Below are 25,246 nucleotides of genomic sequence, written 5' to 3'. Positions count from 1 at the left end.
AGCTCAATTATAATGTTATATCTATCCAATATAATGAAGATAGAAGGGTATCGAGCGCAGATCAAATTAACCTGACAAATTACGATAATATGAAAATTCAAGAACATCACAATATTGAGGGCAGAATTAGCTATTATTTAGAATGTATGATTACGGATATGTTATGTACGATACTGAATACGAGTGTCGATGAGATTATCTTTCACACAAGCCCTTTCAACACTGAAGAGGCCACCCATATCACCGGCTACGCACGTTAAGGTGTTCAATAGCCGCCCATCAGGGCGGCTTTTCTGTATCGACGCACATGCAAAACCAACGAAAAACAAAATTTAGTATTATATTGTTTCTTTATACATATATAAAGCTTGCATCTTTTCATAAAATGTGGGATTGTGATTAGACAAAAAGAATACCCGCAACTTGCGCGGTTTAGCAATCCAGCAACATTTCAGCGCTACGGGCGCAGGAAGAGTGATCCAATGTCTAACGTAAGTAGGTTGTTCCCGCGCGGCATTAAAATAAACCATGACAATAAAGACCTGATTGCAAAATGCCTGGAGGCAGAGTTTAGGCAGACTAACAAAGCCGATGATCGTTACAATCTGATTGTTGATATGTCAGTCCAAGCTGAAAAATTTATTCGAGACCGGCATTTGACCAGAGATGAGCGTCGAGGATCAACAGTTCAGACCTTCGGTGAATATGAGTGGCAGATAGAAAATGAAGACAAAAAAACCAAATCAGGCACAACGACGGAGATTATGATTAAAAGATATGATGAGGGCTGGCGGCTTATGCATGCTGGACTAAGCGATAATCCTATTAATATTGCTGGAAAAACAATTTATTCCCTTAATTCCAAAGCAATTAATAAAATAAAAGAATTAGCTGTTCGTTCAGCTTTAGCTCAGATCCAACAGCTGACTTACTAGGCTCTAAAGCCCTCGGCGGCGTTCAGCCCGTGTCTAGAACACAAAGAACGTAGAAATCTGAAGCATGAACATACCGCATTAACCGCTGCCTGGAGAGGCGGTACCGACCCCGCACGTCTTGAAAGGACAACGGCTATGTTTATAGAAACGCACGTCATGGAGGCCCAGCTGGCAGCTGAAGTGCAACGCGACCAAATGCTGAAGGAACACCAGCACAAAGAAATGCAGCGCCAAAAGGCGCTTCAAAAAAGGCTATCAAAAATTGAAGAATAGCCGATAAGCCGCCAACTGGCGGCTTTTTCTATGGTGAAATTATTTAAACGAGGATTTTTGTAATGACCCGAAAATATGGATACACCGGCCGCACGTTCGAGGTTCTTCACAGCTTTACAGGCGAAGGCGTGATGCTCCACGAGATATTCTCAAACCGAAATATCGAGCGCCACGGTGTGCGCGTAGGCGACGAGGGCGGATGGATCCAAGGTGATCATAATTTGTCTCATTTTGGCGATTGCTGGATTACAGAAAATGCCCACGTTTATGACAACGCCCACGTCTCAAAACGCGCTCTGGCGACCCACGCAGCCGAATTATTTGGTAATGCGATTTTGACTGATCGGGCGCGAGCAATGAACAGTTCAAAAATCTTCGGAAATGGTGTTGTTGATCGCGACATTACACTTTTTGAAGACGTTATGATTATCGGAAAAATTGATTTTATAAAAAACGATTTTGATGAGCTGGACGGAAAAAACGGATTAATCGCAGCCGGTGATTTTAATATTTTTTTGATGAGGTCAGAAAAGCATTATCCAGATACATATTCCGAAAATTTTTCATACAGCGAATTTATACAAATCGTTCCAAAAGATGCAGCCGTTGATGATGGGTTTGGCTTAGCCGTCTTTTACGAGGGCAACCATATTTGTCAGTCATATATCCCAAAGACTGACGCATTCGTTGACGGAAAAAAAATAGCAATTGTAGATCCTGATGCGCACATGGCAGTTTCTCGCTTTCTCGATTTTCTCGCGAATAAAATTAATCTTGAGGACCGCAACAATTTAAAGGAAATTTTGAATTGGCACATCAAGCCGCTAAAAGTTCTGGGTTCTGGCTGAATTTGAAGGCATTATAAGCCTAGAAATTTAGAATATTATTAGACCCATAACATTTAAAAAAATATATTATTATCTTTTCTAAAAACGAAAATAATAGGTTTAGAAATTTTGAAAAAAGTGATATGTGTTGATAGTTTCTGATTTAACACAGTCATATATTATCATTGAAAAAGAAAAATGATACAGTAAATACAATCAGAAAATTTCTTTAGGATTGAGAAAAATGAAATATGAAAATATTGGTCAGGCTCTCGAATTTTGCATGAAGAGAGATCGGATATCGATCGCGAAACTTGCTGAAATATTGGAAGTATCGACCCAATACGTGCGCGATATTTTGAATGGAAAGCGCATTCCGAGTGTTGATTTTTACAGCAAGTTCAGTGGGCTTTTTGGAGAAAGCAATAATTATTGGTTTGAATTGGTTATCAAATCAATGGTCAACGCAGGCTCGAAAAATGCCGAAATTGTAAATAAAACGCTTGAGATTGCGCCCTACGAGACAAGTTTTACAAACTTAGAACTGGACGGAAAAGATAATTTTCAGGATGTTTTTGACGAGATTTTTTTAAAAACAGAATTAAATTATGTGCGACTTTATGAAACCTCAACAATTTTGCCTTCAAGCTTAAGTCAAATTGTTCAGGAAAATACGCGCATGAATGTCAAAAATGCTTTTAAGCTTGCGCGTCTTTTTTCAAAAACGCCACGATTAAGAAATCCCTATTTTTGGCTTCGAATTCAGAAAATGCAGGATTTTAAAACTTATAAATTGGAAAAATAAGCCGCTTGAGCGGCTTATTTTTGTCGAATTGTTTAATCACTCGTCCACTTCAGTACCTGTATATCCGCGATACATGCCAGCTGATACGACCTTGATTGCATTGGCCGTCTCTTCGGCTGTCCAGCCGGCAGCGACAGCATCGTCTATCAGATCCCGGATGCCCGGAACGCCCGTATCCGCAATCGCAGCGGCTGCGTCGGCTTCAGATGTTCCGGATAATGTTGCTTGCTCAATCAAGTCTGAAATGCCCATCGAAACGGCTTCTTGACAATCGAGATTACGATCTGGATATCGGCCTTTACGCTTTGGTCCTAGCATTCTGTCCTCCTTACGGCTTTTATGGGTGGCGTCAGATCAATTAGGTCGGCGTCTGGTAATGGTTTTTGCATCTCTTTCGCTTCATTCCATGGTGCGCGTAGCCAAGTGCTTATTTCGTCTGTCGTGCGAAGAATGACGGGCATCGCTTTGGGATGAACAGGCTTGACCACAGCATTAGGCTCGGTGGTCAAGAATCCGAATATTTCGGCCTCAACTGGACCCTCCTTTTTCTTCCTCACACCCCTCCATGTCGTCCAGATGCCAGCGAAGGCAAAAAGCGGCTTTTCCTCATTCAAAGCGAACCAGTGCAGCGGCTTACGCTTTGTCTTCGGATCAGGCTCTTGACCGTATTCTGAAAATGATGTGGCGGGTACGACGCAACGGCTTTCAACGCCTTGCCAGCGTCTCCAATGAGGAGAGGTCAGGTTGCGAATGTTCGTTACGCCGCTGTCGGCTTCACCCTTCACGTAGATTGGCGGTGTTGGCATGCCCCAACGCAGATATGCAAGCTCGTGATCACTGTCAGCCAGATTGCGCAACACAGGTGCAGGATAGTCAGGGTAAACGTCCAGTTGTGGATCAACGCGGTTTGTGACATCCCCAAATTTCGGAAATAGACGACGCATGGCTTCGTGATTGGTCGTAATGTTGTAAAGATTGCACATGCTCTCCTCCAGAAAGGAAGAATAGGGCGCGGTTTATCGCTGACCAGCCATGGCATCATTGGCATACGAATTTAGTGCTTCAATAACTAAGCAGCAGGTACATGTAGTCATCCGGATTGAAAGCATCATCACCATGACGATCTGCTGCTGACCAGCTGATTGCGTAGTCGTCTCTAAGGCCGTCTGTGGCCATAAATGCTAGGTTCGAAACAGTGCTAAACTTTCGCACATGATACCCAATTCTGTAATAGTCATCAGGGTCTTCATTATCAATACCCTCCATTTCGTAGGTCATCGCGAGATTTATCGCATCTCCTTCAACCACGCGAAACTTACCGGGATTATGTTTTCGAAGCGCAGACTCCAGGCAATCCGAGTTTAACTTTGCGAGATCAGTCAGAAGTTGACAAAGCTCTTCTGCCTCGCAGAGTTGAACAGCATCGCCTTTAATGAAAGCAAGACCGGATGTGGGAAAACGGTAGGAATACAATTCTCGCTGTGCCTGAGCCTTTTTCAAAGTTTTAGCCCATGTTACTGACTTCTCTGAATCGAGTCGCCGCAAGTAGGTTTCAGTTAAATTTAAGATAGAACTATGGGTTTTTTCGATAGATTTGATACCTTTCCAATCGAAATCAGGAATGGTAAACAAAAAAGCTCGGCAGGAATATAATAGGGCGTAATATATGCAATATGGCAATGTAGAGATGACGTTTTTCTTCTCTCCATAAATTGCAGTACCGAGAATTATACTCGCAGCGAATATGTATTTTATCGCAAGGTAGTTTCTTACAATCCATTCTGTGTTTAGGTCATCGTCGAACTTTTTCGCGATGACAGCGAACTTAGCACGCGTTTTCACACAGTATGCGGCTACATCATCCTCGATCGCTATGTCTGGAAGTATTTTGAAGCTGTAAGAAAACTTTGATCCGCTATGATTATTGATATCCAAAGCAATACATCTTTCTCAGAAAAAGCGCTTTTGATTATTGTGGTAAACTGCTCCTATAATTCATGTTCCTCGACGTCCAGTGTTTCAATTAATTTCATAATTCCGCGCCGCCAGCTCATAAGTTAAGTGGATAATGTAAAAGCCCCGCTTTCACAGGGCTTATTCAATTCACAACCAACAAACCGTGCATACTTGATTCATTTGAATTTCTTTGACCAACTTGCAAGTTCTTGGCGGAAATTTTTCGGCCAGCTTTTTGCGTTTGGAAAGACTTGGATCTTTTGATCCCTAGTCTTGTAAGCCGCAAAAACTTTTTCATTTTTTCCATCAAGAATTAACAGTGCGCCTTCTTCGTTGCACATGTGAGCGGTGCATGAAATGCCAATGTAATTGTGCCCTTTGTGCTTTCCTGAACCAACGCTGGAAAGAATTTCTGTATATTCTTTGTAATTTTCACCTAAAATAGACTTAATGGCGTCATTTATCGTGATATTATTGATTGCGTCCCACGGATTATCGATTGTTTTCCCACGCACTGCTCCCCAATGACTTTGATCACGTGACACAAAATCTGTCTTGCCAAGCGGCACGATGCCTTTTTCAGTAGTCCACTGCCACTTTTCCTGGCCGAGACCGGGGATGTCCTGAGTTTCGAATGTTACCGTGTTTTCATCGATTTGAAACACGGTGTCGAGGCATGTCTCGATTGGGCCGTAAGGCGTTACTTTCTTATGCTTGTCCACATACACAAGAAACGGGCTCGATTCACACGAATTTCCATCGTGCAGCACTTTTCCGAAGAGGCCGGTGTCTGTGCCAATTGCGTGTTTGCCGATGAGTGCGATGCGATAGCCGCGCAAGACTTCTTTTCCGTCAAATAATAGCGCTTCTTCCTGATATCCGTCCGTTTCGACTTCCTTTACCTCAACTTTATAGCCGCTGACCTCGCCGGTGTTATTCATTTCGGCAACAATCTTTTTAGCAGCTTCTAATCCAGCATCGGCATATGCGGACGTGGCGGTAAGCGCAATGCTGGCAGCAAGAAGAACTCTTTTGATCATTTTCCACCGTTTCCCTTGGGGCATATGTATCTGTCGGACGTTACTTATAATTATGCAATTATGATATCCGGATTAAATAGGGATTCTGCGAGGGGATATGTTTAAGAACACTTTATTTGCGACAATCGTATTAACATTTATGACAACTTCTGCATTTGCCGACTGGCAATATACAAATTGGAAGATGCCCCCCGACGAAGTTGTAAAATCATCTGATAATACAGCATCGAAACCAAACTATCCCGACGTGATTGAGGGTGGATTTGTAGAGCACTTGTTATCTGCTCCTTACAATACTAAAAAATTTAACTTTGTTGCGAATTTTTGGTTCGATAAACAAGACCAGGGTTTGAGAATGGTTGCACTAAAGCTTTTGGATACAGATCAGTGCCCGAACTTAATAAGCGAGTTAAATATCAGATATGGCTATAATGAGCCTAACAAAAGGACCTTGATGCACTTTTATGGTTGGAAGGACTTAGAAGGCGAGAACACCGTTTCACTTCAAGTCCTGCCCAACCGCTTTTGTGATTTACGCTATCAACCCTTCGCAGGCCCAGCAGATGAAGGGTTGTGATGTTAGAGAACGGACGCTTATCAGCATGACCTACGCAATCCTTCCAGCTACCGAAGAGTTGGTTTCAGAGGTTGAAATCTGGCTCGATGCCGAAGAAGCCAGCTATAACGCCGCTAATACGGTTTGGATCGCTTCGTCATATAAAGGGTCGGGGCCAGAACGTGGCTTCAGATGCAATTGGGATACCGTAAAGAGAAACTGGCGCGAGGGGTACACTCCGCTTCATGTTCTAATTAAGGACGGACTCGCGATCGGCTTTATCTCTGGTACTCATATAGTTGAGATCCATCCTGATTATCGGGGCCGCAGTATTGGCGTCCTTCTCTCTGATTTTATGCTAAACCGAGCTAGGGATGAGGGGTACTGTGTTCTGGAAATCGAGATCGCGCCTCGTACAGCAAAGCCGTTCTGGCTACGACAGGGCTTTTCGATAATCGATGAAGAGATTCATTTTAGAAATGGCATGCACGCGTTCATAACCATCCCTCGCGCTTTCCCCTTGGGTTCAGGGCCAAAAGTCCCGGTGCAGATCTTTTTCTATGATGAAAGAACTTTCTTCAACAAAGGCCAGCCATTCTACACATTTGATGGATCAGGTGAGCGTCTGGACGATGGATCTATCCAGCTCCCAGAACGCGTCATTGGCTATGCGCCGCTTCTAAAGAACAATACAGAAAATCGCGTTGTTATTGTCGTTGACGGTGATGAGATATTTTCTGATCGGTCGAAATATGGCAAGAAGTTTGGCACGCAACGAGACCCCGCTGGCAATCATTACATAGACCGGATTTTGCTTGGGTAGATACGAGCAGCCTTCAATTGAATTACTTACTTATCGTCTACAAGCCTGCCTGTTTGGGCTTTCAGAGTTATGAAAAGTGCACGTAATGATATGTGCTACTGTTGAAGTAGCGCGGATCAATCTATGGATGGGTTGTTGCTGCCAAATCCATCATGGAATCTGATCCATTATCGGATTTATCAAATAGCATATCGCTCAAAGCGATAATCAATTTGACAACTCTAATTTGCTCCCCTATATTGATAGGCGTGATGGTTACTCAAAACTGAACCCGTCTATATGTGGGGCCGGAGGCCCTGTGGGGATTAGTCCCCGTCTCAATCCTGCGTCTGCCGGGACCCGTGGCCTCGCGCCGCACCCGTCGGGCACCAGGTGCGGCATATTCGAGGTCAAACGTCGCTGAACAGTCTTCCTTGTTCTACGGGCGTCGGCAATCAAGTCGACGGAAACAGGGAAAATTAAAATGAGTAATAGAAATCATCGCCAGCGGCGGCGTCGCATGTTGAACGCGGTTCTGGTCTTTAAGGTCATCACTGCGTTAGGTCAGGCAGCATATACTGTCCTGCGTTTTTGGTTCTGGTTTTCAGGCCGACAATAAGCGGCGACCTCGGAAATAGCCCGAAGGAGTTTGTAATGAGTAACAAAAAGCGGCCTATGATCAATGATGCTGTGAGGCTTCTGCGCCTCTATCTTGGCCTTTCCCAAAAGGAGCTGGCAACAAAGCTTGAGATTTCGCAGTCTATGGTTTCAGAAATAGAAAGCGGCTCAAAAGGCATCTCAATGGACTTGCTCGAACGCTACAGTGAGAGATTTGACGTTCGAATGTCTCAGTTGTTGTTTTTTGCTGAAGAACTTGACGGCCAACCCATACCCAAAAGAGGCAAATTAATTATTGCGAGCGGCGTTCTGTCTCTATTAGAAAAGCTCTCGCCTGCGGATGTGTCTCATGCCTAGAAAGCGACGACCGCCCATCGAGATTTATGAGCTACCAAGCTCCCCATTCTCACAGCGGCCAACTCAGCGTGATATTGGTTCATTAGTTGGGTGTACTCGCGATCATTTGAGATTTCTCGCTACGCATAAAGAAAGTTTTATCGTTCGACGACAAGAGATTATCGGAAAAAAACAGAAGCTTCGCGATCTGAAATATCCTGTAGCGGATCTGCGCCGAGTTCATGAACGTCTCAAATTTCATTTAAACAAAATCGTCCAGCCAAGTTATCTCTTTAGCCCTCGTCAAAAGCGTAGCCAGCGTGACAACGCAGAAATTCATCTTAACCAGCAACAGTATTTGACGCTCGATCTGAAGCAATTCTACCCTTCAACCAGTGCTGGAATGGTGCACCGTTGGTTGCAAGAGAAAATGGGTATGTACGAGGATGTAGCAGGCCTACTTACTCATCTCTGCACAGTAGATGGCTTTGTATCGTTCGGTTCACCATTAACGCCTGTCCTGTGCACCCTCGTTCATCGCAAGATGTTCGATGAAATCGCTGACTTGTGTGCTAATAACGGATTGAATTATTCTGTTTGGGTTGACGATCTGACTATTTCTGGCAAATTCGTTCATGGGGATATTGTCAGTGAAATTCGCGATATAATCTCACGCGCAGGTTTGAAGTCGCATAAAATTGCTTATCGGACTGGAAACCGACCAGTATTCCTTACTGGAATAGGCGTTGTCGGGCGAAACTTAATTGCGCCAAATATCTTACACCTACGCATCAAAGAACTTTGGGCTTCTTATCATACTGCGGAATCTTACGAAGAAAAAAACGCATGTATTCAAAGTCTCTTGGCACAACTTGGCACCCAAAGGTACATCTGTGGTGCTAAATCAGTGTTAGGCCGCAAGGCGTCTGATCAGATGAATTCTTTGCGTCAAAAGCGATCAAAGATGCGCCGTGAAGCCATTGAACAAAGCATTTCGAATAGAGCTCTGAGAATTACAAAAGAGGTTGGCTTGAAAGAAGATGCCCCCTTTGATCTCGCGTGATTGAACGCTTTTTTTATTTTGTCTAAATATTATCGCTGTCCAGCCATGGCATCCACCCCTTGTTGCTTATGCTCTCGGCAAAACCAAAGCTGGCCATACTTGGTTTTAAAACCGTAGGTTCCCCAAGCTCTGCAATTGGTATCATCGCACCAATGCTCAAATTTGCCATATGGCTTTGATCGGCTCCCTTTTTCAGCGCCATAGGTGCTCATGCCAATCCTCCCACAAAGCCGCTCATTTCCTTTAAGCGCACCATGGACATTCGCATGCTGCCATTACAGCCACGCCCTTTGCACCTGGCCTTGCTTTCAATTTGATCAAGATAAAGCTGAGACCGATCTATTTTCTCACACAGCATCGCTCGATCCGTGTAGGCGAGGCGTTTGCATTTCCGGCAGATCAATTCCAACTTTTGATCGTCGGCCAGATCACCAACCTTAATCGTCGTCTTCCAGTTCCCCATCACCAGAAGTCCTCGGCAGAAGGAATTCGGGTGTAGCTGATCTTGCCTCCCACGTGACCACCTGCCGGCGGCTTCCATTCGCCCATGCTCACCACTGTGCCGGAATATTGGGAATTGAGCTTATCGACTGCACCGTTGGCTTGCTCCCATTTCTGACGCAGCCTGTCGTCATTGTTAAGCAGATCAATCTGACGTTCATCAGCTGGTGAAAGGTCATACAGGGTGACGCCAACTCGAAAGATGGTTGTGCCGCGTGGAAAATCACGCCGCACACGGTTCCAGAGCGCATTGAGGCCTGCAAGGATTGCTTGGTCATCATTTACAACGGACAGGGCGTGCTTACCCAGCCACGAGCCGTCATGGATCGAAAGCCATAGCCAAAGGCCACCCGCATAGAAGTTTTCACGACGCAGGCGGCGTGCAGCCTTTGTCAGCAGTAAGCGCGATATTTCATATGCGCCGGCGATCTTGCGAGATTCAGGCGGCAAAACACGCCCATGACCAAACATGCCGCGCTGTTGTTTTGGCGCCTGAATATCATAGCCATGCAGGGCGTACCAAAGACGCTCACCATTCACGTTATTCCAGATCTTGCGCATGTGCTTAGGCTGCAAGGCATAAAGCTGTTCTGTGGTGTAGACACGGTTTTTAAAAAGTCGCTGCGCCATGCTCTTGCCGATGCCTGGAATATCCTCAAGTTCAATCTTGAGCAAAGGATCTGGCATCGAGGACGGGTGCCAGATGGCGAGGCCATTGCCGTAGCTACCATTGCGCTTGCTGGCCTCTTTGCCAGCCTTACATGCGATCTTGGCCAACTGCCGGTTGGCGGCAAAGCCAATTGAGCTGGTGATATAGGGGCCGATGTTGTCGGCGATAGCGGCTTTGATACGGGCAGAAAGCAATTCAGGATCGCGCTTGCCCCTGTCATCAAGAACGCATGTCAGTTCATCGATGCTCTTGGCCGTATCAATGGCAATGACTGTCTCAATCTCGCAGAGCAGGGCGTTATGAGCGCGGCGGTATAGATCGGGCTTCTGAGGTACGAGAATGAGATCCGGACAAACCCGAAGCGCGTCCTTAATTGGCATCACATTCTTGACCCCCATCGCCTTTGCCTCTTTTGAGCAGGCAATGACAGCGGTTCGATTGGTGCCTTCAAAAGGAACAACACCGATTGGCCGACCACGCAAACGCTTGTCGCACTGTTGCTCGACCGACGCAAAGAAACCGTCAAAATCGAGATATAGCCGTTCAATCGTATCGGGCAGGCGCATAGAAACCTCAGAAAAAAGGTCGAGCGAAATCTGCCTCAAGTGAATAGGCACTCAGGAACATATTCCGCTCAATGTGGATATGTTCCTATTTTGTTCTAATCCACTTGAAGAGTCAATCAGTGTTTTCCGTTCCGATTTAATTCTGTGGATTGCGGTTGATAATTTTCCTTATCGTGTGAAATCTAACTAGCAAAGCCTGATCGATTAATTGTCGCTTTAACTTTCAGATTGAATTCGTTATCGACAAACAAGTTTATTATTTTTAGGGGGGGTCTCATGGCTGACATTTTCATTAGTCATAGTGTTCATGATCACAAATTGGCGAGTACACTCGTTTCATTCTTAAAGGATGCCATTGGCGTCCCAGCTGCTTCAATATTTTGCTCAAGTCTGCCGGGTCATGACATTCCCCTTACAGTAGATTTCAACAAATATATGAAAGATAAAATTAGCAATCCGAAGCTCGTTATTGCGCTAATGACGCCGAGCTATATGGAAAGTTGGTTTTGTTTAATGGAGCTGGGGGCTGCTTGGTCTCAATCACACAAAACTCTTCCAATCGTCGTTCCACCAACTGATTTCAGTGTTGTTACTAAAACCCATGGCTTAACTCAGGCATGGAATATTGAAGATCATAATAAGCTCATTGATTTGAGACAGGTAATTATAGAATTAGGAATTAAGCTTGAAAAGAGAATTGAACATGATTGGGATAAAAAGCGAACACAGTGGAAGACTGATTCTAAGAGATTGATTAATAAGCTTACGCCAGCAAAGAATGTTTCACAATTTGAACATCAGAAACTTCAACAGAAATATTCTGAATTAGAAAAAGAACATGACATTTTAGTAGAATTGAATGCGGAACAATCTAACGAAATTGAAGAAATTTCAAAATTAAAAGACAAAGGTGAATTAAAAGCACATAGAAGAAATACTAAAGGTAATAATCTGGAAGAAGAATTAAATGAATTGATAAAACCTATTTCTAAAATTAAACCAACTTGGATGAATGCATCTTTTTTTATTGATATAATTATGGAACATTACAGTAAGCCTAATTCCATTAATTGGTATGATTCAGATATTAAAGATATGGTCGAGAGGGCCATACAGTCCAATTTCCGAGATAGTGACGCACCACACAACGTCATTTGGTCCGGTAAACTTAAACCACTGCGCAAAGCGCTAATGGAAATCGACAAATTTGCGAATGAAGAAGACTTATCTCATTTGGATTGTAATATAGATCCAACTGACAGAGATTTCTGGGAAGAGCATCTTTAGCATTATCATATGTTTATCGGGGCGTAATCCGCCCCGATAATACTTCAAAGCGGACTAGGCTTTTGAGAGGGTCGCGCCCTCATATAATGCTGCTCAATAGATCTTATTACGCTGTCATCTTGCGTAAGTTTTGCCTGAGCAAGCACTTCAGGTCCCAACTTTACATCGATTGTATATCGAGCCGGATTCAAGGTGGTCTTTGCGCGCTCGTATAGATCTAACGATTCAGCAGATAACTCACCAGTACCCCAGAATTCAAACCGTACAGGCAGATTTTTCCAATCTGAGTGCGAACGGGCTGCTTGATAACAAATCGGCACGTTGTGCTGAAGCCAGCGTTTGAAATAGTCAGAGGGTATCTCAGCATAGGGATTATACCCTTTACACTCGATCATCACGACGTTGTGATTATCCTGGATAACGACAACATCAGCTTCAGCGCTTCCTTGTTCATTTTTAAAATTTAAATTCAATCTTACATTCGTGTTCGGCATCGATTTACGCGCTATCTCAGCTGCGAGAAACTCAAAGAATGTGCCACGGATCTGTATTGCGGCACCTTCAATTTTTCCTAATTTCTTGAATAATGTGCCAAATGCTTCAGGATCAATTATTGATGCCGCTGCATTATGCAAAACTTTGTGAAGCTCATTGAGGCCTTCTGCCACCTCCCTTCCAAAAAGGCTCGACGGTGTGGCTGGTATAACACCTGCCTTCTTAGCCATCTGAAAGGCTTCTTTTGTATATCGATCCGCAACAAATATCTGCAAACATGGCCCAACATTACGCAACTGTCGCAAAGTCTTACATTTATGTAGGAATGGCAGAATGCCAAATAGGTCCACTTTCTTATCAAGCAGTATGTCGCATGCGACAAAGCCATTTTTGCCCTCACCGTCTTTACTAAAACGAAGCATAGGGCCGAGATAAGACGGTGCGGTCATGTCCCAGGCAAATGTACCTACAGTTGGAAGAATATTATCCTCGCGAGTTTTAACCCGATCGTAGCTTGCAATACCGAGCTTACGCATCCAATCTGATACTGCCTTTAAAACAATAGACTCGACTATAAAGCGTGGCTGAAGTTCAGCAGCAATCCTTTCGTAAACGTTGTCTCGTTTTATAAGAGCCACGCAATCCCCCAACCCATTAATCGACTTTATTTCGATCAAATTAGCTGCTTGTAAGCGTTCGATTACAATTTCTGGAGAAAGATGCCTTGATTGCTTAAGCGGTGCGCCACAGGCAATCTTGAAATGCTTTAAGGGAATAAGGCCATTCCGAGCTCGAAGAGCAGAAATTGCAAGGCCCAGAACGGAGTTAGACTTTAAAAGCGCATTTTCAAGTTCCATCCAATATCGAAGAGAACCAAAGTCCTTTGTTAGATAAATGAACCTTGCTTTGTGTGGAAATGTTACTCCATGCAGTTTTTTAATTACGGTATTGTTCGTATCAATCGCACGTGAAACGCGCTTGCGAGCTGTGGCAGGTGCAATCTTGTAAGTTTTAACAAGATACTCACTCAGTTCTCCGCTTAAGCAAGGGCCATTCACGTTTAAATAATCTTCAATTGTCTTCATGTTATCCACCCCCTGTCACACAGCGCTATTAATACATCATTTACATGATCTGACGTCGTGTCTTTCGGACTAAGCGAAGCCCCTTTGTTTTCATTGACGAAATTCGGACAAAAAAGGCCCTAATTCGAGCGATGTCACAATAGTCCTGTCTTATAGGTGAAAATGAAGTAATTTTTGAAGTTCAATCGACCATTCCTTACAACGTCCATAGTCGTTTTCGACGTCAGTATAAAAACCTTTTTCGACGCAATCGCGTAAGTTGTCAAAAATTGGCCCAAGGAGTTGTAGGCCGTAGCCTTGGAGCATTTTTGATGCTTTTCCCTCTCGGACCACGTAAAAGCAATTCTCAATTATTTGAAAAGGGTGTCGATAAGCTAAGCTCTTTTTAATTTTGCAGATCTACGGGAGACATTTTGTACGAAAAATAAAAAATAGTCTTGATCAATATGCAATTCATAATAAAAGATTTTTAGCGCTTAAAGGGGGAATAAGATGAAGAGCATTGTATCAATAAGTATCGGGGTTGTATTGTTATCTTGCTCACTATTTCTATTAGCTAGTATAGCGCTACCAAGCTTTCTTGAATTTTCAAACATACAGACGGAAAGCAAATCTTACCGCAATAATGAAGCTAACCGTTTGGCTCAGGGTATAAAAGATCGCAACAGTAGAGTATGCCCTCCTTATCTAAAGGCTTTGAAAGAGAATAATAAAAGCTATTTGAATATATATAATAACAATACTCATTGTAAGGACTGGAAACCGGAGTAAGTGAATTAAGAACATAGACTAATAGTCGAGTTAGAAAATAATACATAATGTCTGCTATGTAAGCATATCCAACATCTGATACGTCAAAAATCGGTATGGATATTTGCCCACTGCTCACCTCTTTCAGTTCATGGGGGACCGTCTGTGAACTGTTATGGTTAACTTTTTTGGATCTGTAACGTCAGAGCTCTGCAAATTTTAAAACTGCGACATAATTTATAAACATTCAATTTGTGAAGCGACCGCGACTAGAGCAGTTGTTCAGATAGGAGAGTCAGGTACTGAATTCTTTGTTTGAGCAGCATCGCCTGTATGTAAGGCCTGGTATCATAATAGCGACTGCCGGCAATGTTGATGCTGTCAATAAATTGCAGTTCTTTATCTCGCATCGTTCGGTTCATGGATACTTCGTCCTGCCATGCTTCTAACGGCAATATTTCGTCTTGGTCAGCCGAGACAGATTCCTCGATTTTATTTTCCATGGACGCGATGAGTTTATTGAGGACATCCACTTCACTTATGGGAATTCCGCTGTGATCAAGCTTATTTGGAAATTCCACCGGAGCCGCGTTTGTCAGAACATTTTCCAATGCCAAGATCATTCCCAACACTCGTTCACCAACATCTAACGCTTCTTCAAAGCTGGTGTAGTCCCGAATGTTTTGATGCCCGATCGTTTGAAGCCCGATCTCATGAACAAGGTCATTCCTGTATATGTAGAGTTCTTCTAGAACCTGGCCGACTGTCGTACCGTTCTTATCTTTCTTCAGAATTGAGGACATATGAGATTTCTGAGCACCAATAGCTGAGAGAACACGATCCATTGCTGCTATGTAGCTATCCTTTGTGCTGATACTCATTGATCCTGCGAGCAAATGAGGGATGGTGAGCCCTTCAGCAATCATGCTAATGAGCTTTTCGTTCGAAGTCGCTTGCTTGAGATCATCGGATCTTATGGTCTTTGGATCGAAACAAAACATATCGTAAAGTCGAGACTTCGCGTGCCACTCTAAGCACGTTACAAACCCAACTTTATAATACGAAGTGAATTCAAAAAAGCTCGGCACGAATCGTTCATTTAAAACTGGCTGCAAGACTTTGGTGACATCACGTATGTCTTCAATCAGTTCTTCTAAGCGTTGAATCGCAGACGCAGCGGTAAACGTTGAATCCTTTGTGAGATAACGTTTTGCGAAATCGATTTGTGCGGATAGTGGCTTTGACAAATAAGAACTCCCCAAATGATACGCTGATTGCAATTTTCACGATAAAAATATCACCAGAATTAAGTGCAACTTTCAGTGATATTATTGGCCATAAATTCATTTAACGCATCATCTTTAAAACAGATGCTCACGACTTTATAGGTACAGTTAATGCGGCTGATATAAAAATACTGGCGGGGGAAATAATATGAATTTTAGGCGTGGCTTGTTTCGCATATGGATTGTTTTATCTGTCGCTTGGATCGGGACCATGACGTATCAACATTTTCACGAAATTAATTCACCTGAGATCCCACAAAAAGAATATCGCTATTCCTCAGAAATTGGGAAATTTGAGCTGCATCAAGATGAAAAAGATCCTGATAAATGGATGAATTTTATATTGTCTTTCACGACTATTAAATTTGCGAATAACATTATAGCTCACATTCCAAACGACTTGCCGAGTGAAAAGACTGAAAGCCTGATCCAAAGAGTTGAAGCGGAGCTTGTCCAGCCCCGCAACAGAGAAGTAAATAACAAGCGATTGGAAAATCTCTGGCTACTCGTCCAATCAGCATTGTGGTTGCCAATCGCATTGCTCATTGTTGGTGCGGCGTGTGGTTGGGCTTTTTCAGGGTTTTCAAGAACGGAGCGAAAGTGAATGTTTGGTTTGCTATTAGACATTTACGACGCTTCAGTGAGAAATCTTCCACATCTCAAATTCAATAAAGATAATGAGCATAATCGCACCCTCGTATCACTGTATGCCACTATCATCGAGATGACGAACAGCGCCATTATTCTCAGGAAATCCGGCGTATTTACAGGCGTCGATGTAATCCTGCGCACCACACTTGAAGCCCATGTTGACCTAATCAATTTGGCTAACGACGCAACATATATGAATTCGATGCGGGCCGTTTATCATAAAGAGTGGATCAGGGTTACAGAAGAGGGCCTAAAAGGTGAAAATCAATTTTTAGCCTTTTTCAAAAATAACGTTGATGCTGAAGAGCAACTTGCTCATCACAAGAGTGAGCTGGCGAAATGCCTTGCCACAAGCAAAATGCTGACCAACTTCGAAAAGTTCAAAATGGCTGGCATGGAAGAAATTTATCGCTCAATTTACAACAGTCTATGCAATGAAAGCCATAACAATATTCGTGCCTTGAATGATCGACATTTCCGTCAAAAAGCAGAAGGTGCAGAAATTGTGATTTTCGATCAGCCAACTAAGATAGATCTAGCTGCAACGCTGGACTGTTTCATTGCGACCCTTCTGCTGTCCTGCGAAATTCTCCATCATTATTTTAAGTCAGATGAGAAAATTCAAAATGAATTTAAGTCCTTCAGAGCATATAAAGATGAAAAAGGACATGAATGGACTGGTGATTTGGGACTATAGATCGGCCTGTCTATTCCAATCAGCACAGCGCATTTGTAAAGAGGTCGCTGTTGAGTCCGCATGGCTTCGCCGAGCGATCTGACCGGACTTTCGACGCAGTAAAGCTGACTGCTAAGTTGGCTAGAAATCTCCAAAATCCAACGAGACAAAAACCTTTTCAACGCAATCGCGTAAGATGTCTTAAATAAATGCCACGTCGATACTTGATGAATATGGCTTTAGTTTTGAACATTGTCGGTTGTATTATGATTGCTGTTCCTAGCTTCACTCAATAATTTTCTCTAAAACTACCTCGTAGGATAGTTTACGGGTCAGAGAGAGGCGATTTTGGTAGAGGAAGCATATCTTTATATAGGTTTGTCGAACCTAGATCTGGGTTCTCGGTCCTTGGTACTTAGCCGAGGGATATTAGTGGAAAGTACGTTTGCGCATCTAATGTCTCCCATGATGTTAGCTTTCGCAAAACCATTAAATGGTGGGCCTCATCCTGGACCTTGGAAAGCAACATCTGGAGGCTCTTCGCATGATATTACAGCGCAAATATCAATACCACTAACTGGTGATAACGACCGCGTCGAAGCTCTGAGGTTAGGTGCAACAATCGTATCGCTTATGCGATTAAGATGTGATCCCGCAATCACCATGGTCGCTTTCTCATCTCTACCATTTGACTCCCTCAAAAATCTTCCAGACACAACTGCGCCGGTGGTGCCTCTGGAGGTTTATCCTAGGTTCATTCCATTAATGAATGCAGGCGGTGAGAAGGCTTCTCAAACAATTGGTTGGGTGAAATCCCATTTTGAAACAGCTATAGAATTACGTTCAAAGCACCAAGAGTTTCGAGTTGCATCAGCAGCCCTTGATGCCGCTCAATTTATTCAGAATGATGCTCTCGCTCTCATTTCTCTATGGGGTGCGTTAGAGGCTTTATTTTCTCCATCGACATCAGAGTTGAAATTCCGCGTCTCGGCATTAATTGCCGCTTATCTTCACAAACCAGGTATTGCAAGACTGGAAGCGCAACGAAATATCGCTAAACTCTATGATAAGCGGTCATCCGCCGCACATGGAAAACCGAGACATGTTCAAGATGATCTCGTTGCCTCGTTTATATTACTTCGATCCTGCATAATGAAAATGATACTCGAACGTGAAGTTCCGACAAAGGAGAAGCTGGAACGATTATTATTTGGGGATGAGTAAATAATCGATTATTTGAAAACCAAAATAGATAAGCAAAAAAAGAGCCGCTAGGCTCTTTTTCATTTTGCAGACCTACTAACTATTATTTGAGTTCGCACTACTAATTGTGCAGCTTCGAACACTTGAATGCCATTTTTGCGGCTTCTGTAAAGCTAGACAAATCATACAAACCTTTAAATTCTGGAATATACAAGCTGTCAGAATTCATCGCTGCGGTAATGATGTTGTCCAAATCGTCGTCAATCAAAAACATCACTTTTTCCATCGCGAGTACGCTCAGCTTAATTCTTGTTCCATCCGAAAAATTTAAACTAATTGGTACTCTCTTACCTTTTTGAAACTTCGATTTCTTCCATTTATCATCTGGAAGAAACACGAACATGTTCACTTTTTTTCCAACATTTATCCCAAGTCTTGCAGCTCTAGTCCAATTTGTTGCTGAACAGTAGGCATTGTTACCACTGATCTCTATATCCCACTCACCGATCTTTCCGTAATTATTAGGCTCATTCGATGCGTATGAAGCAAAGCTAGAGCCAAAAATCACAAACAGAACAAAAAACACTAACTTAAATGCAGACCTATGAATTTTACGCATTACCGATTAATCGCCGTATTCATTGAATTCGCCGCCAATTTCAAATTTTCCGCATTTCTCAAGATTTTTCAGTAGCATGACGCCATATCCGGGCTCGATATAAGCAAGGTTGTCACTTTTGTATGGACCCGACAGACCATCTTCAATGTTCCACGATGGGTTAAATTCGAGACGTCCACGCTCCATCTTCATCACTGCCTTACAAAGAATTTTTTTGTAATTCATGCGATCACGCGCGGTAAAAACGACGTCGTAGTTTTTCCCTTTTTTCTTAGTAATCTCTAAATAGCATTGAGCACCTGGACATGTGCCCTGATACTCACCAACGAATGGATCTTTTGCTGCAAATGAAACATTTGGCGACGTTGCCAAAAATAAAAATGCCGTCCCGATCGCCCCAAATAGCTTATACATGTAATCCCCCAAATTGATTACATTTGATTATAATACAAATACCTTGTTTCAAAACGAATTTTCATAATTTCTATTTTTTACGCCACTGTTCTGACTTTTTACCTACGTAAGTCTGATGCAGTTCTGAGCCGCCGCACGTTGTAATATAGATCACCGTTCCAGCTTCAATTCGCGCAAACTTAGGCTCTAGCAAATGACGCGCATTCCACTCCGCAAGCTCAAAAACATCTGAACTTTTGAGCACAGCGTCAATAAAATCGAACATGATCGCTTCGCCATCAAGCCATATAACTAGGCCGTATTTTTCGGCCAGCATTTGCACGGAATGCCGGATCAGTGTCCGCTCCGGCTGACGGTCTTCAGTTTTAAAAACAAGAAGGCTCAACTTCTTTATCATTTCACTCCTCCTGAAAAAACCTGCCCCGATCACTACAGCGCATTTGGTTTGCGCGTTCTTCGCGGCAGATTCTAACTTCGATTATTCAGTCGGCCAAGAGTCATCGTCTTCAACTTCAACCTGTTTCAGGTAGCCAATATTTTTTGGCGTCAGGTTTGAAAAATCGTTGTCGTTCGGCCCCTTAACGAGCACACCAAACGTTTGATCTTCAAACTTAATTCCAAACCTATTCACCTGACACGCGGCCTTAATTCGAACTTTGAAGAAGCCCTTCTTCAGGTTGGCGCTACCTAACGCTGGAGAAATATTGCCGCCGCCTTGAGGCGCATATACGACACGCATTGACGCTAGATTATTGTATTCAGCGCCCTTCAGCGTCGCGATCTCAAGGTCAGATCCGCACTCGATGTCAGCAGAACTGCGCGGCGCAGTCGTCTTGTAATTCAACTGGAAACTGTAACGACCACTTTGGGACGCATAATAAACCCCATCATAGACGACTAGAATGTTGTTTAAAGGATCATTTTGACCGGCTTTTGCGCCAATCGCCTTACCCTTTTGGATTGCGGTTTCGTAATTGAATGGCGTGGCTACAGGAATAACCGCGCTGCCCCACGTATCAGGCTCATCTCTGATTACAAGCTGCTTTTGTACACCTTCATAGCCTGCATAGGTGCGTAGCAGCCACTTGCCGCGCTCTATATCAACCGTCGCTTGCTTCTTCGGCTGTTCTGGCTTTTCGACTTCGTCATCCTCTCCAGAATCTAAATCAATGGGCGCTTTCTTGCTTGCCCTATCGTTTGCTTGATTACCGCCTATTTGAGCGCCGCCAAGCGTATCCGCTGGAAACAAACTGCCGCCTTCGTTTGTGGCTGGAGCCTCTCTCACAGCCGGCTTTGGCGCTGCAACAGGCTCTGAGACCCCTTCATCATTTGAGAGATTGACTTCCTTCTGAGTTTTTTGTGCGGCTGACCCGTTGTCATTAGTAGCGGCTCTCTCCGCTTCTAAAGTCTTTTTTTGATCCTCCGTTAAATTTTCTGGAAAGTATTTTTGCGTAAAAGGATCAACAGGCGCTTGCGCAAATGCACTTGCTGAAAACAGCACTGATGCGGCGATAATTGCTATTGTTTTCATCATGTTATTTCCCTTCAGCTAAATTCAATTTTGAAAGTCATATTTTGGTTCGGATGACTTTTTAAAGTTTATGGTTGGAGCGTCATCGTCGTTCGATAGGTCTAAAATTTTAGGCTTTGGTGGTGGAGCTGGCTTGACGTGCTCAACAGGCTCAACGGGTTCGGCAACGGATGACGGCGGTAGGGTTGAAACTGGCGCTGAAGTCTCTTTTTCATAAGTTCCGTGCGGAGACTGATAGTCAGCTGTGCCAATGTCCTGAGGCGGCGCGGTCGGCGTTGCTTGCTCTTGTTTTTCATGCTCAGGGGGAGCTGGAGGCTCGCCCATGTAAAGCATAAAACCGCAAATGCAGGTGCCGTAAGCTGCAAGCGTAACATATCGGGACCGCGTGATGACATCGAGCATCAGTCACCTCGCATCTCAGCGGCAGCGCGTGCACGTTCGCTCGGAGTCATTCTTTGTGGTTTTGCTGCCTGCTCAGCCGCATGGTCTTGATACTCTGTTATGACAAGATCCACGTCGTTTAACGTTTCACCAGTCATGATCAAGCGTACAGTCTTTGCATCAACTTTCGTCGCGTCAGCGAGCTTTTTGCCGATTGTTTTTTCCAAAACTTTCATAAACCCGCGAACACCCTTCGATTTTTGAAGAGCTTCCATTCTCTCAAGCGCATTAGCTATAACGTGTGGATCTAACGCTTTAGAGCTGTCCTCAAGCTCCATGCCATACTGTTTAACCAGGCTGTTGATTTTAAGGACAACAATTTCAGCCGCATCTTCGTCGGCCAAAATGTTAAACGTTTCCACACTGTCAAGACGGGACAGCAGGGCACCATCAAACTCTTCTTCGATCAGAATTTGAGTAGTAATTTCAGCAAGTTTGTCTTCGTCGGGGTTGCCCTTGCGAGCGTCAGTTATTCTTTCGTGTCCTTTATTAGTGGTAAAAATGAATATAGCTTCTTTGCAGCTAATGTGTTTTCCGGTTTTTCCGTTGATGAAATGCCCCTCATTGAAGGGAATGAGGAAAATATCAAAAATCTTCTTATGTGCGCGATCAATTTCATCAAGTATGAAGACAGTTTTTTGATTAATTTCGAGCTGTCCGGTTATTTCACCAGGTTTTTCCGAGCCTTGATAAATATCTTGATTGCCTATCAATCCACCAAAACTGTTTAAGTCTTTGTATTGAGACATATCGATCAGCTTAAAATCGTAGCCTAGCACTTTTGCAATCTGCTTACCGGCCTCAGTTTTTCCGACGCTCGGAGGCCCAGCCAAAACTGTGACATACAGGGCGGTGGTTGACCGAAGCATGCTAAAACGCAGATAAAGCACTTCTGCAATCGACTGCACGACCGCTTTTTGTCCAATGAGCCCCTCATTTACTCTCGTGGTGAAATCATCGATATCAAAATTGACCAGCTTTTTCTTTTTGTTTATCAAAACTTGAAGCACTTCAGGATTTGAATATCTGCTCACGAGGGACATGAAACTTGCTCTCCATTTTGGTTTAAATGTCTTCGGCCAAGCCTTTTCAAAAAGACCCGCACTGTGAATGTAAGCGACAATTACGAGCGCGAGGCAGACCCAGAATCCAATCTGAAAAAGCCTATAATTGCTGGTCGCAATGCCAGAAATCAGCGCTCCGCCTATAAAATAAAGGAAAAGGCAAATGAGGATGAAAACGAACGGGCTTATTTTGTAGAATGCGCCAATTTTTGATGTAAGACCGCCCATTCATCACCGCCCGATTGTCATGGTGTCTGTATTCACAAAAGCGTTTTTCCCATTTCTAAAGTGCGCAACCGCATTACCCGGAGCATTAATATTGAGTATTCCGCCACCCGCAGGGATAGGCACTTCAAAAACAACCATTACGCCGGCAGGAGCAAGCATTGTGCGGTTAAAACCGCTCACATTGACATGCACGTTGCCACCATTGGCCGCTACGACGCCGAATTTATAAAGCTGGGTGCCTTTGTTATGAATGTCTGCCAGCATTGCTGCTTTTTGAAACTCACTCAGCGGCATGCGCATCACGCTTTGAACGACGTCATTCTGTGGCACAAGATCAAGCTGAGCTTTGCCATTCAAGCTGTCAGACGGCCACAAAGCATAAGCTCCAATTCCAATCGCAAGAGCAGCAGCAAAGATGCCAGCGGCAATTTTTGAGGTCGGCTTAGAAGTCGCTTTGTCTTGTTGGTTTGAGGAAGAATTGCGTGAATTTACAGCTTCCGCTGTTTTCAATTCGGCCTGCTTAAGCTGAGGTTTCATGTCGTCACCTCACTTCTCAATTTCGTTTAGAACAACTATGGATTTTTCGCCGTCAGACTGAACGACCTTGCCTGCAAATGATAAAGAGGCTTTACCCTTGGCTTTAAGCAGCAGCGGCTCATTACGGGCAGAAAGAGGAAATACAACTGTTTCCCGATCGCCCTTTAGCATCGCCTTTATAATGCGCCAGTTTGCATAATTGAGCTCATAAATGCCGTCACTATCCGCAACTAAATCAATTGCACCATAAGATATAAAACCGTGATTGAGCCCGTTAAGCATAACTCTGGCAAGTCGATCTTTGTCATTGCCGCCAAGCAGATCATTTATGCCTGACTTAGTTTCGCCATAGCTTGCAGCACGCATTTTATAAAGATGCTTTTGCGCATAATAATCGACCACGTGCGCGTCGGCTTGCTCTTCAATACGCACAGGCGCTATGAAATTATTGATTGCATCCGCAGCTTGACGGGAGACGTCCTTAGTCTCTTTTAGTGCTTTCTCAGCAATGCCTTTTGCGAACGAAAGTGGCGTTGGCGGCAGCTTAAAATGAACCTCTGCACGTGCTGGTTGAAGTAAAAAGAAAACGAACGACATAGCAGCAATGAGGATCGAAAACGCGCTGATTGCAGCTTTTTGATTGTCAGATATGCGCATGTCACAAACTCCAAACTAGCCTTTTCGATTAAAAAAGAAGCGCTTCACGTTCAGCGCGATGAATGCATAAATTGCGGTTCTGATTACAGTTCTTGCAAACCAGGGAAGGTTTTTGGCGACTAAAAATAACACTGAGAAAATGAGGAAGATCCCGTATGATCCAAGTTCAGATTGGGTCGCTGGACCATTGATATATTCATAGAGTTGCAAGACGTAATAAGTTGCAGCAGCGGCAATCGCGACATGAATAATCGTTTGCGGACGAACCCTAATCATTGTTCGCCACTCCCAAAAACACGAATTTCCTGTGCGGCTTTCAGCAATTCACGATCAAAGCCGGATTTTTCCAGAAGCCCTTCAATCACACCGCGCAAGCTCTCGTCTGAGCCGCCTACAATCGAGCTGGGTAATTCTGCTATCCGCTTGCCATGCGCTTGCGTGGTCAAAATGTACGTGTGTGGCGGGTATGTGTTGTCGCTCGGAATAATGCCAGAATATTGCATAAGCTCGCGCTTCGCGTTTTCTGTTGCGCCGTCAAAATCTTCTAGTACAGCGACAGCTTGAGCTGAAAAATATGGGTTGATTTCAGGGATGCCAAGACCTGCATAATCAAGGCCAGAGCGGTAGGTCATATCTGTAACCACACAATCAATGCCTAAATCCGCTGCAATTTGTTTTGCAGCTTCTGTCTTTCCGGTGCCATGAGGGCCGACAAAAATTTTAATCTGCGCCTTTTTCATTCTTATCTTCCTCAACGCCAACAATTAGTGAATTTCAATAATTGTATTATTAATTTAGGCATTGGTCAATATATTAAAATGTTTATTATATAACAATTTTTGAAATTTGATAAGAAAAAGCGCCTTCAGGCGCTTTTTCTGCATAATGATAAAGAATGCTTATTTAGTTTCTGAAAACTCCACGGAAAAGTCAGCCGCTCGATACAAGAATGGATCAGTAGCGAAGAAATAAATGCCTTCCGAGTTGATAAAAGTCAGGCGCTTGAGTGCTGCCTGAACGGACTGCGTTGAACTGTGAAAGTTAGAAATGAAAACAACGGCTTCCGGTGCCTGGACGTTATCTTCAGCAAATTTCGAGAATTCATCGCTTACGGTATCGAAGCACAAAAACGGGAGATCAAGCCCACACGCTACGGCTTTGACAAAGGCTTCCGAACTGAAATGATGGTTTGTATCAAGACGCACTAAAATGCGGCGCTTGGGCTTTGAATTGCATTCAAACGAAGCATGCAATCTAGAAGCCAATGCATTTATAAGGACTGCGTGGTTGGTAAACTGAGCAGACAGAATTCGAGTGAATTCTTTGCGGTCAAAATTGCGCATTTCATGTCTCCTAAACGCTTAGAACACTATG

The 25,246-nt window shown here is 43.7% G+C and carries 34 protein-coding genes; 14 read left to right on the top strand and 20 right to left on the bottom strand.

All coding sequences use genetic code 11. From position 1 onward, the window contains the following. From CEV31_RS21225 to CEV31_RS12720, 5 genes are all read left to right on the top strand, one after another. Positions 1–260 (top strand): hypothetical protein (locus CEV31_RS21225; RefSeq protein WP_210190921.1); only part of this gene is annotated, 260 nt, incomplete at its 5' end. Positions 261–482: 222 nt separating this feature from the next. Beyond that, on the top strand, positions 483–935 hold the full coding sequence (locus CEV31_RS12730) for a hypothetical protein (protein ID WP_094507451.1): 453 nt from the start codon (positions 483–485) through the stop codon (positions 933–935). A gap of 135 nt (positions 936–1,070) precedes the next feature. Continuing rightward, complete coding sequence (locus tag CEV31_RS21115; RefSeq protein ID WP_169717350.1) at positions 1,071–1,208, top strand: hypothetical protein; 138 nt, start codon at positions 1,071–1,073, stop codon at positions 1,206–1,208. 62 nt (positions 1,209–1,270) lie between these two features. After that, positions 1,271–2,056, top strand: coding sequence for a hypothetical protein (locus tag CEV31_RS12725; RefSeq protein WP_094507450.1), 786 nt, complete (start codon positions 1,271–1,273; stop codon positions 2,054–2,056). 223 nt (positions 2,057–2,279) lie between these two features. After that, positions 2,280–2,840 (top strand): helix-turn-helix transcriptional regulator, encoded by a 561-nt coding sequence (locus CEV31_RS12720; protein WP_094507449.1) that lies wholly within the window; start codon positions 2,280–2,282, stop codon positions 2,838–2,840. Between the two features lie 36 nt (positions 2,841–2,876). On the opposite strand, the gene CEV31_RS12715 is transcribed toward CEV31_RS12720, so the two are convergent. From CEV31_RS12715 to CEV31_RS12700, 4 genes are all read right to left on the bottom strand, one after another. Next, on the bottom strand, positions 2,877–3,158 hold the full coding sequence (locus CEV31_RS12715; RefSeq protein WP_094507448.1) for a hypothetical protein: 282 nt from the start codon (positions 3,156–3,158) through the stop codon (positions 2,877–2,879). Further along, the gene (locus tag CEV31_RS12710) at positions 3,152–3,823 is read right to left on the bottom strand and encodes an SOS response-associated peptidase (protein ID WP_094507447.1); all 672 of its coding nucleotides are present in this window, start codon (positions 3,821–3,823) and stop codon (positions 3,152–3,154) included. Before CEV31_RS12710 ends, CEV31_RS12715 begins: the two co-directional genes overlap by 7 nt. 79 nt (positions 3,824–3,902) lie before the next feature. Further along, complete coding sequence (locus CEV31_RS12705) at positions 3,903–4,775, bottom strand: hypothetical protein (RefSeq protein WP_094507446.1); 873 nt, start codon at positions 4,773–4,775, stop codon at positions 3,903–3,905. Positions 4,776–4,972: 197 nt separating this feature from the next. Beyond that, positions 4,973–5,836: a hypothetical protein gene (locus tag CEV31_RS12700; protein ID WP_094507445.1), complete on the bottom strand. Its 864-nt coding sequence runs from the start codon at positions 5,834–5,836 to the stop codon at positions 4,973–4,975. A 97-nt stretch (positions 5,837–5,933) separates the two neighbouring features. On the opposite strand from CEV31_RS12700, the gene CEV31_RS12695 reads away from it, so the two are divergent. The 5 genes from CEV31_RS12695 (at position 5,934) to CEV31_RS12680 (ending at position 9,211) form a co-directional block, all read left to right on the top strand. Continuing rightward, positions 5,934–6,413 carry a hypothetical protein gene (locus CEV31_RS12695; RefSeq protein ID WP_094507444.1) on the top strand — a complete coding sequence of 160 codons (480 nt, stop codon included), beginning with the start codon at positions 5,934–5,936 and terminating at the stop codon, positions 6,411–6,413. Positions 6,414–6,438: 25 nt separating this feature from the next. Then, entirely contained in the window at positions 6,439–7,215 is a 777-nt protein-coding gene (locus CEV31_RS12690; RefSeq protein WP_169717349.1) for a GNAT family N-acetyltransferase, read from the top strand. Positions 7,216–7,678: 463 nt separating this feature from the next. Next, positions 7,679–7,813: a hypothetical protein gene (locus CEV31_RS21420; protein ID WP_268876348.1), complete on the top strand. Its 135-nt coding sequence runs from the start codon at positions 7,679–7,681 to the stop codon at positions 7,811–7,813. A gap of 35 nt (positions 7,814–7,848) precedes the next feature. After that, positions 7,849–8,169, top strand: coding sequence for a helix-turn-helix domain-containing protein (locus tag CEV31_RS12685; RefSeq protein ID WP_094507442.1), 321 nt, complete (start codon positions 7,849–7,851; stop codon positions 8,167–8,169). Continuing rightward, positions 8,162–9,211 (top strand): reverse transcriptase family protein, encoded by a 1,050-nt coding sequence (locus tag CEV31_RS12680; RefSeq protein ID WP_169717348.1) that lies wholly within the window; start codon positions 8,162–8,164, stop codon positions 9,209–9,211. Before CEV31_RS12685 ends, CEV31_RS12680 begins: the two co-directional genes overlap by 8 nt. Before the next feature lie 22 nt (positions 9,212–9,233). On the opposite strand, the gene CEV31_RS12675 is transcribed toward CEV31_RS12680, so the two are convergent. The 3 genes from CEV31_RS12675 to CEV31_RS12665 are packed head-to-tail and all read right to left on the bottom strand — an operon-like array spanning position 9,234 to position 10,948. Then, complete coding sequence (locus CEV31_RS12675; protein WP_169717347.1) at positions 9,234–9,413, bottom strand: hypothetical protein; 180 nt, start codon at positions 9,411–9,413, stop codon at positions 9,234–9,236. A 6-nt stretch (positions 9,414–9,419) separates the two neighbouring features. Continuing rightward, positions 9,420–9,674 (bottom strand): hypothetical protein, encoded by a 255-nt coding sequence (locus CEV31_RS12670; RefSeq protein ID WP_094507439.1) that lies wholly within the window; start codon positions 9,672–9,674, stop codon positions 9,420–9,422. Next, a complete protein-coding gene (locus CEV31_RS12665) occupies positions 9,674–10,948 on the bottom strand; it encodes a Y-family DNA polymerase (RefSeq protein WP_094507438.1) in 1,275 nt (424 codons plus the stop codon). The genes CEV31_RS12670 and CEV31_RS12665 overlap by 1 nt, the downstream gene beginning before the upstream one ends. A gap of 276 nt (positions 10,949–11,224) precedes the next feature. On the opposite strand from CEV31_RS12665, the gene CEV31_RS12660 reads away from it, so the two are divergent. After that, positions 11,225–12,235, top strand: coding sequence for a toll/interleukin-1 receptor domain-containing protein (locus CEV31_RS12660; protein ID WP_094507437.1), 1,011 nt, complete (start codon positions 11,225–11,227; stop codon positions 12,233–12,235). 44 nt (positions 12,236–12,279) lie between these two features. On the opposite strand, the gene CEV31_RS12655 is transcribed toward CEV31_RS12660, so the two are convergent. Together CEV31_RS12655 and CEV31_RS12650 are read right to left on the bottom strand one after the other, a co-directional pair. Further along, positions 12,280–13,815 (bottom strand): hypothetical protein, encoded by a 1,536-nt coding sequence (locus tag CEV31_RS12655; protein WP_210190920.1) that lies wholly within the window; start codon positions 13,813–13,815, stop codon positions 12,280–12,282. Positions 13,816–14,834: 1,019 nt separating this feature from the next. After that, positions 14,835–15,812, bottom strand: coding sequence for a hypothetical protein (locus tag CEV31_RS12650; protein ID WP_094507436.1), 978 nt, complete (start codon positions 15,810–15,812; stop codon positions 14,835–14,837). A gap of 250 nt (positions 15,813–16,062) precedes the next feature. Between CEV31_RS12650 and CEV31_RS12645 the strand changes: the two genes are divergently transcribed. The 3 genes from CEV31_RS12645 to CEV31_RS12635 all read left to right on the top strand — a co-directional run bounded on the left by CEV31_RS12645 (position 16,063) and on the right by CEV31_RS12635 (position 18,402). Next, positions 16,063–16,455 carry a hypothetical protein gene (locus tag CEV31_RS12645; RefSeq protein WP_094507435.1) on the top strand — a complete coding sequence of 131 codons (393 nt, stop codon included), beginning with the start codon at positions 16,063–16,065 and terminating at the stop codon, positions 16,453–16,455. Continuing rightward, the gene (locus tag CEV31_RS12640; protein ID WP_094507434.1) at positions 16,456–17,199 is read left to right on the top strand and encodes a DUF5677 domain-containing protein; all 744 of its coding nucleotides are present in this window, start codon (positions 16,456–16,458) and stop codon (positions 17,197–17,199) included. A 411-nt stretch (positions 17,200–17,610) separates the two neighbouring features. Then, entirely contained in the window at positions 17,611–18,402 is a 792-nt protein-coding gene (locus CEV31_RS12635) for a HEPN domain-containing protein (protein WP_143850933.1), read from the top strand. Positions 18,403–18,502: 100 nt separating this feature from the next. On the opposite strand, the gene CEV31_RS12630 is transcribed toward CEV31_RS12635, so the two are convergent. The 11 genes from CEV31_RS12630 to CEV31_RS12580 form a co-directional block, all read right to left on the bottom strand. Then, positions 18,503–19,000: a hypothetical protein gene (locus CEV31_RS12630; protein WP_094507432.1), complete on the bottom strand. Its 498-nt coding sequence runs from the start codon at positions 18,998–19,000 to the stop codon at positions 18,503–18,505. A 6-nt stretch (positions 19,001–19,006) separates the two neighbouring features. Beyond that, on the bottom strand, positions 19,007–19,414 hold the full coding sequence (locus CEV31_RS12625) for a hypothetical protein (protein ID WP_094507431.1): 408 nt from the start codon (positions 19,412–19,414) through the stop codon (positions 19,007–19,009). Positions 19,415–19,484: 70 nt separating this feature from the next. Further along, entirely contained in the window at positions 19,485–19,811 is a 327-nt protein-coding gene (locus CEV31_RS12620; RefSeq protein WP_094507430.1) for a hypothetical protein, read from the bottom strand. A gap of 81 nt (positions 19,812–19,892) precedes the next feature. After that, on the bottom strand, positions 19,893–20,948 hold the full coding sequence (locus tag CEV31_RS12615) for a hypothetical protein (RefSeq protein ID WP_094507429.1): 1,056 nt from the start codon (positions 20,946–20,948) through the stop codon (positions 19,893–19,895). A gap of 21 nt (positions 20,949–20,969) precedes the next feature. Further along, the gene (locus CEV31_RS12610; RefSeq protein ID WP_094507428.1) at positions 20,970–21,347 is read right to left on the bottom strand and encodes a hypothetical protein; all 378 of its coding nucleotides are present in this window, start codon (positions 21,345–21,347) and stop codon (positions 20,970–20,972) included. Then, on the bottom strand, positions 21,347–22,678 hold the full coding sequence (locus CEV31_RS12605; RefSeq protein WP_094507427.1) for an AAA family ATPase: 1,332 nt from the start codon (positions 22,676–22,678) through the stop codon (positions 21,347–21,349). The genes CEV31_RS12610 and CEV31_RS12605 overlap by 1 nt, the downstream gene beginning before the upstream one ends. 3 nt (positions 22,679–22,681) lie before the next feature. Beyond that, entirely contained in the window at positions 22,682–23,215 is a 534-nt protein-coding gene (locus CEV31_RS12600; protein ID WP_094507426.1) for a hypothetical protein, read from the bottom strand. Positions 23,216–23,224: 9 nt separating this feature from the next. Then, positions 23,225–23,872 (bottom strand): hypothetical protein, encoded by a 648-nt coding sequence (locus CEV31_RS12595; RefSeq protein ID WP_094507425.1) that lies wholly within the window; start codon positions 23,870–23,872, stop codon positions 23,225–23,227. A gap of 15 nt (positions 23,873–23,887) precedes the next feature. Then, entirely contained in the window at positions 23,888–24,148 is a 261-nt protein-coding gene (locus CEV31_RS12590; RefSeq protein WP_094507424.1) for a hypothetical protein, read from the bottom strand. Continuing rightward, positions 24,145–24,612 carry an AAA family ATPase gene (locus CEV31_RS12585; RefSeq protein WP_094507423.1) on the bottom strand — a complete coding sequence of 156 codons (468 nt, stop codon included), beginning with the start codon at positions 24,610–24,612 and terminating at the stop codon, positions 24,145–24,147. Before CEV31_RS12585 ends, CEV31_RS12590 begins: the two co-directional genes overlap by 4 nt. 159 nt (positions 24,613–24,771) lie before the next feature. Further along, positions 24,772–25,215: a hypothetical protein gene (locus CEV31_RS12580; RefSeq protein WP_094507422.1), complete on the bottom strand. Its 444-nt coding sequence runs from the start codon at positions 25,213–25,215 to the stop codon at positions 24,772–24,774. Positions 25,216–25,246 lie beyond the last annotated feature (31 nt).

Source organism: Brucella thiophenivorans, from assembly GCF_002252445.1.
In the GTDB taxonomy this organism is placed as follows: domain Bacteria; phylum Pseudomonadota; class Alphaproteobacteria; order Rhizobiales; family Rhizobiaceae; genus Brucella; species Brucella thiophenivorans.
Note: the sequence above shows the minus strand (reverse complement) of the source record. Positions and strands in the feature narration are given on the sequence as shown.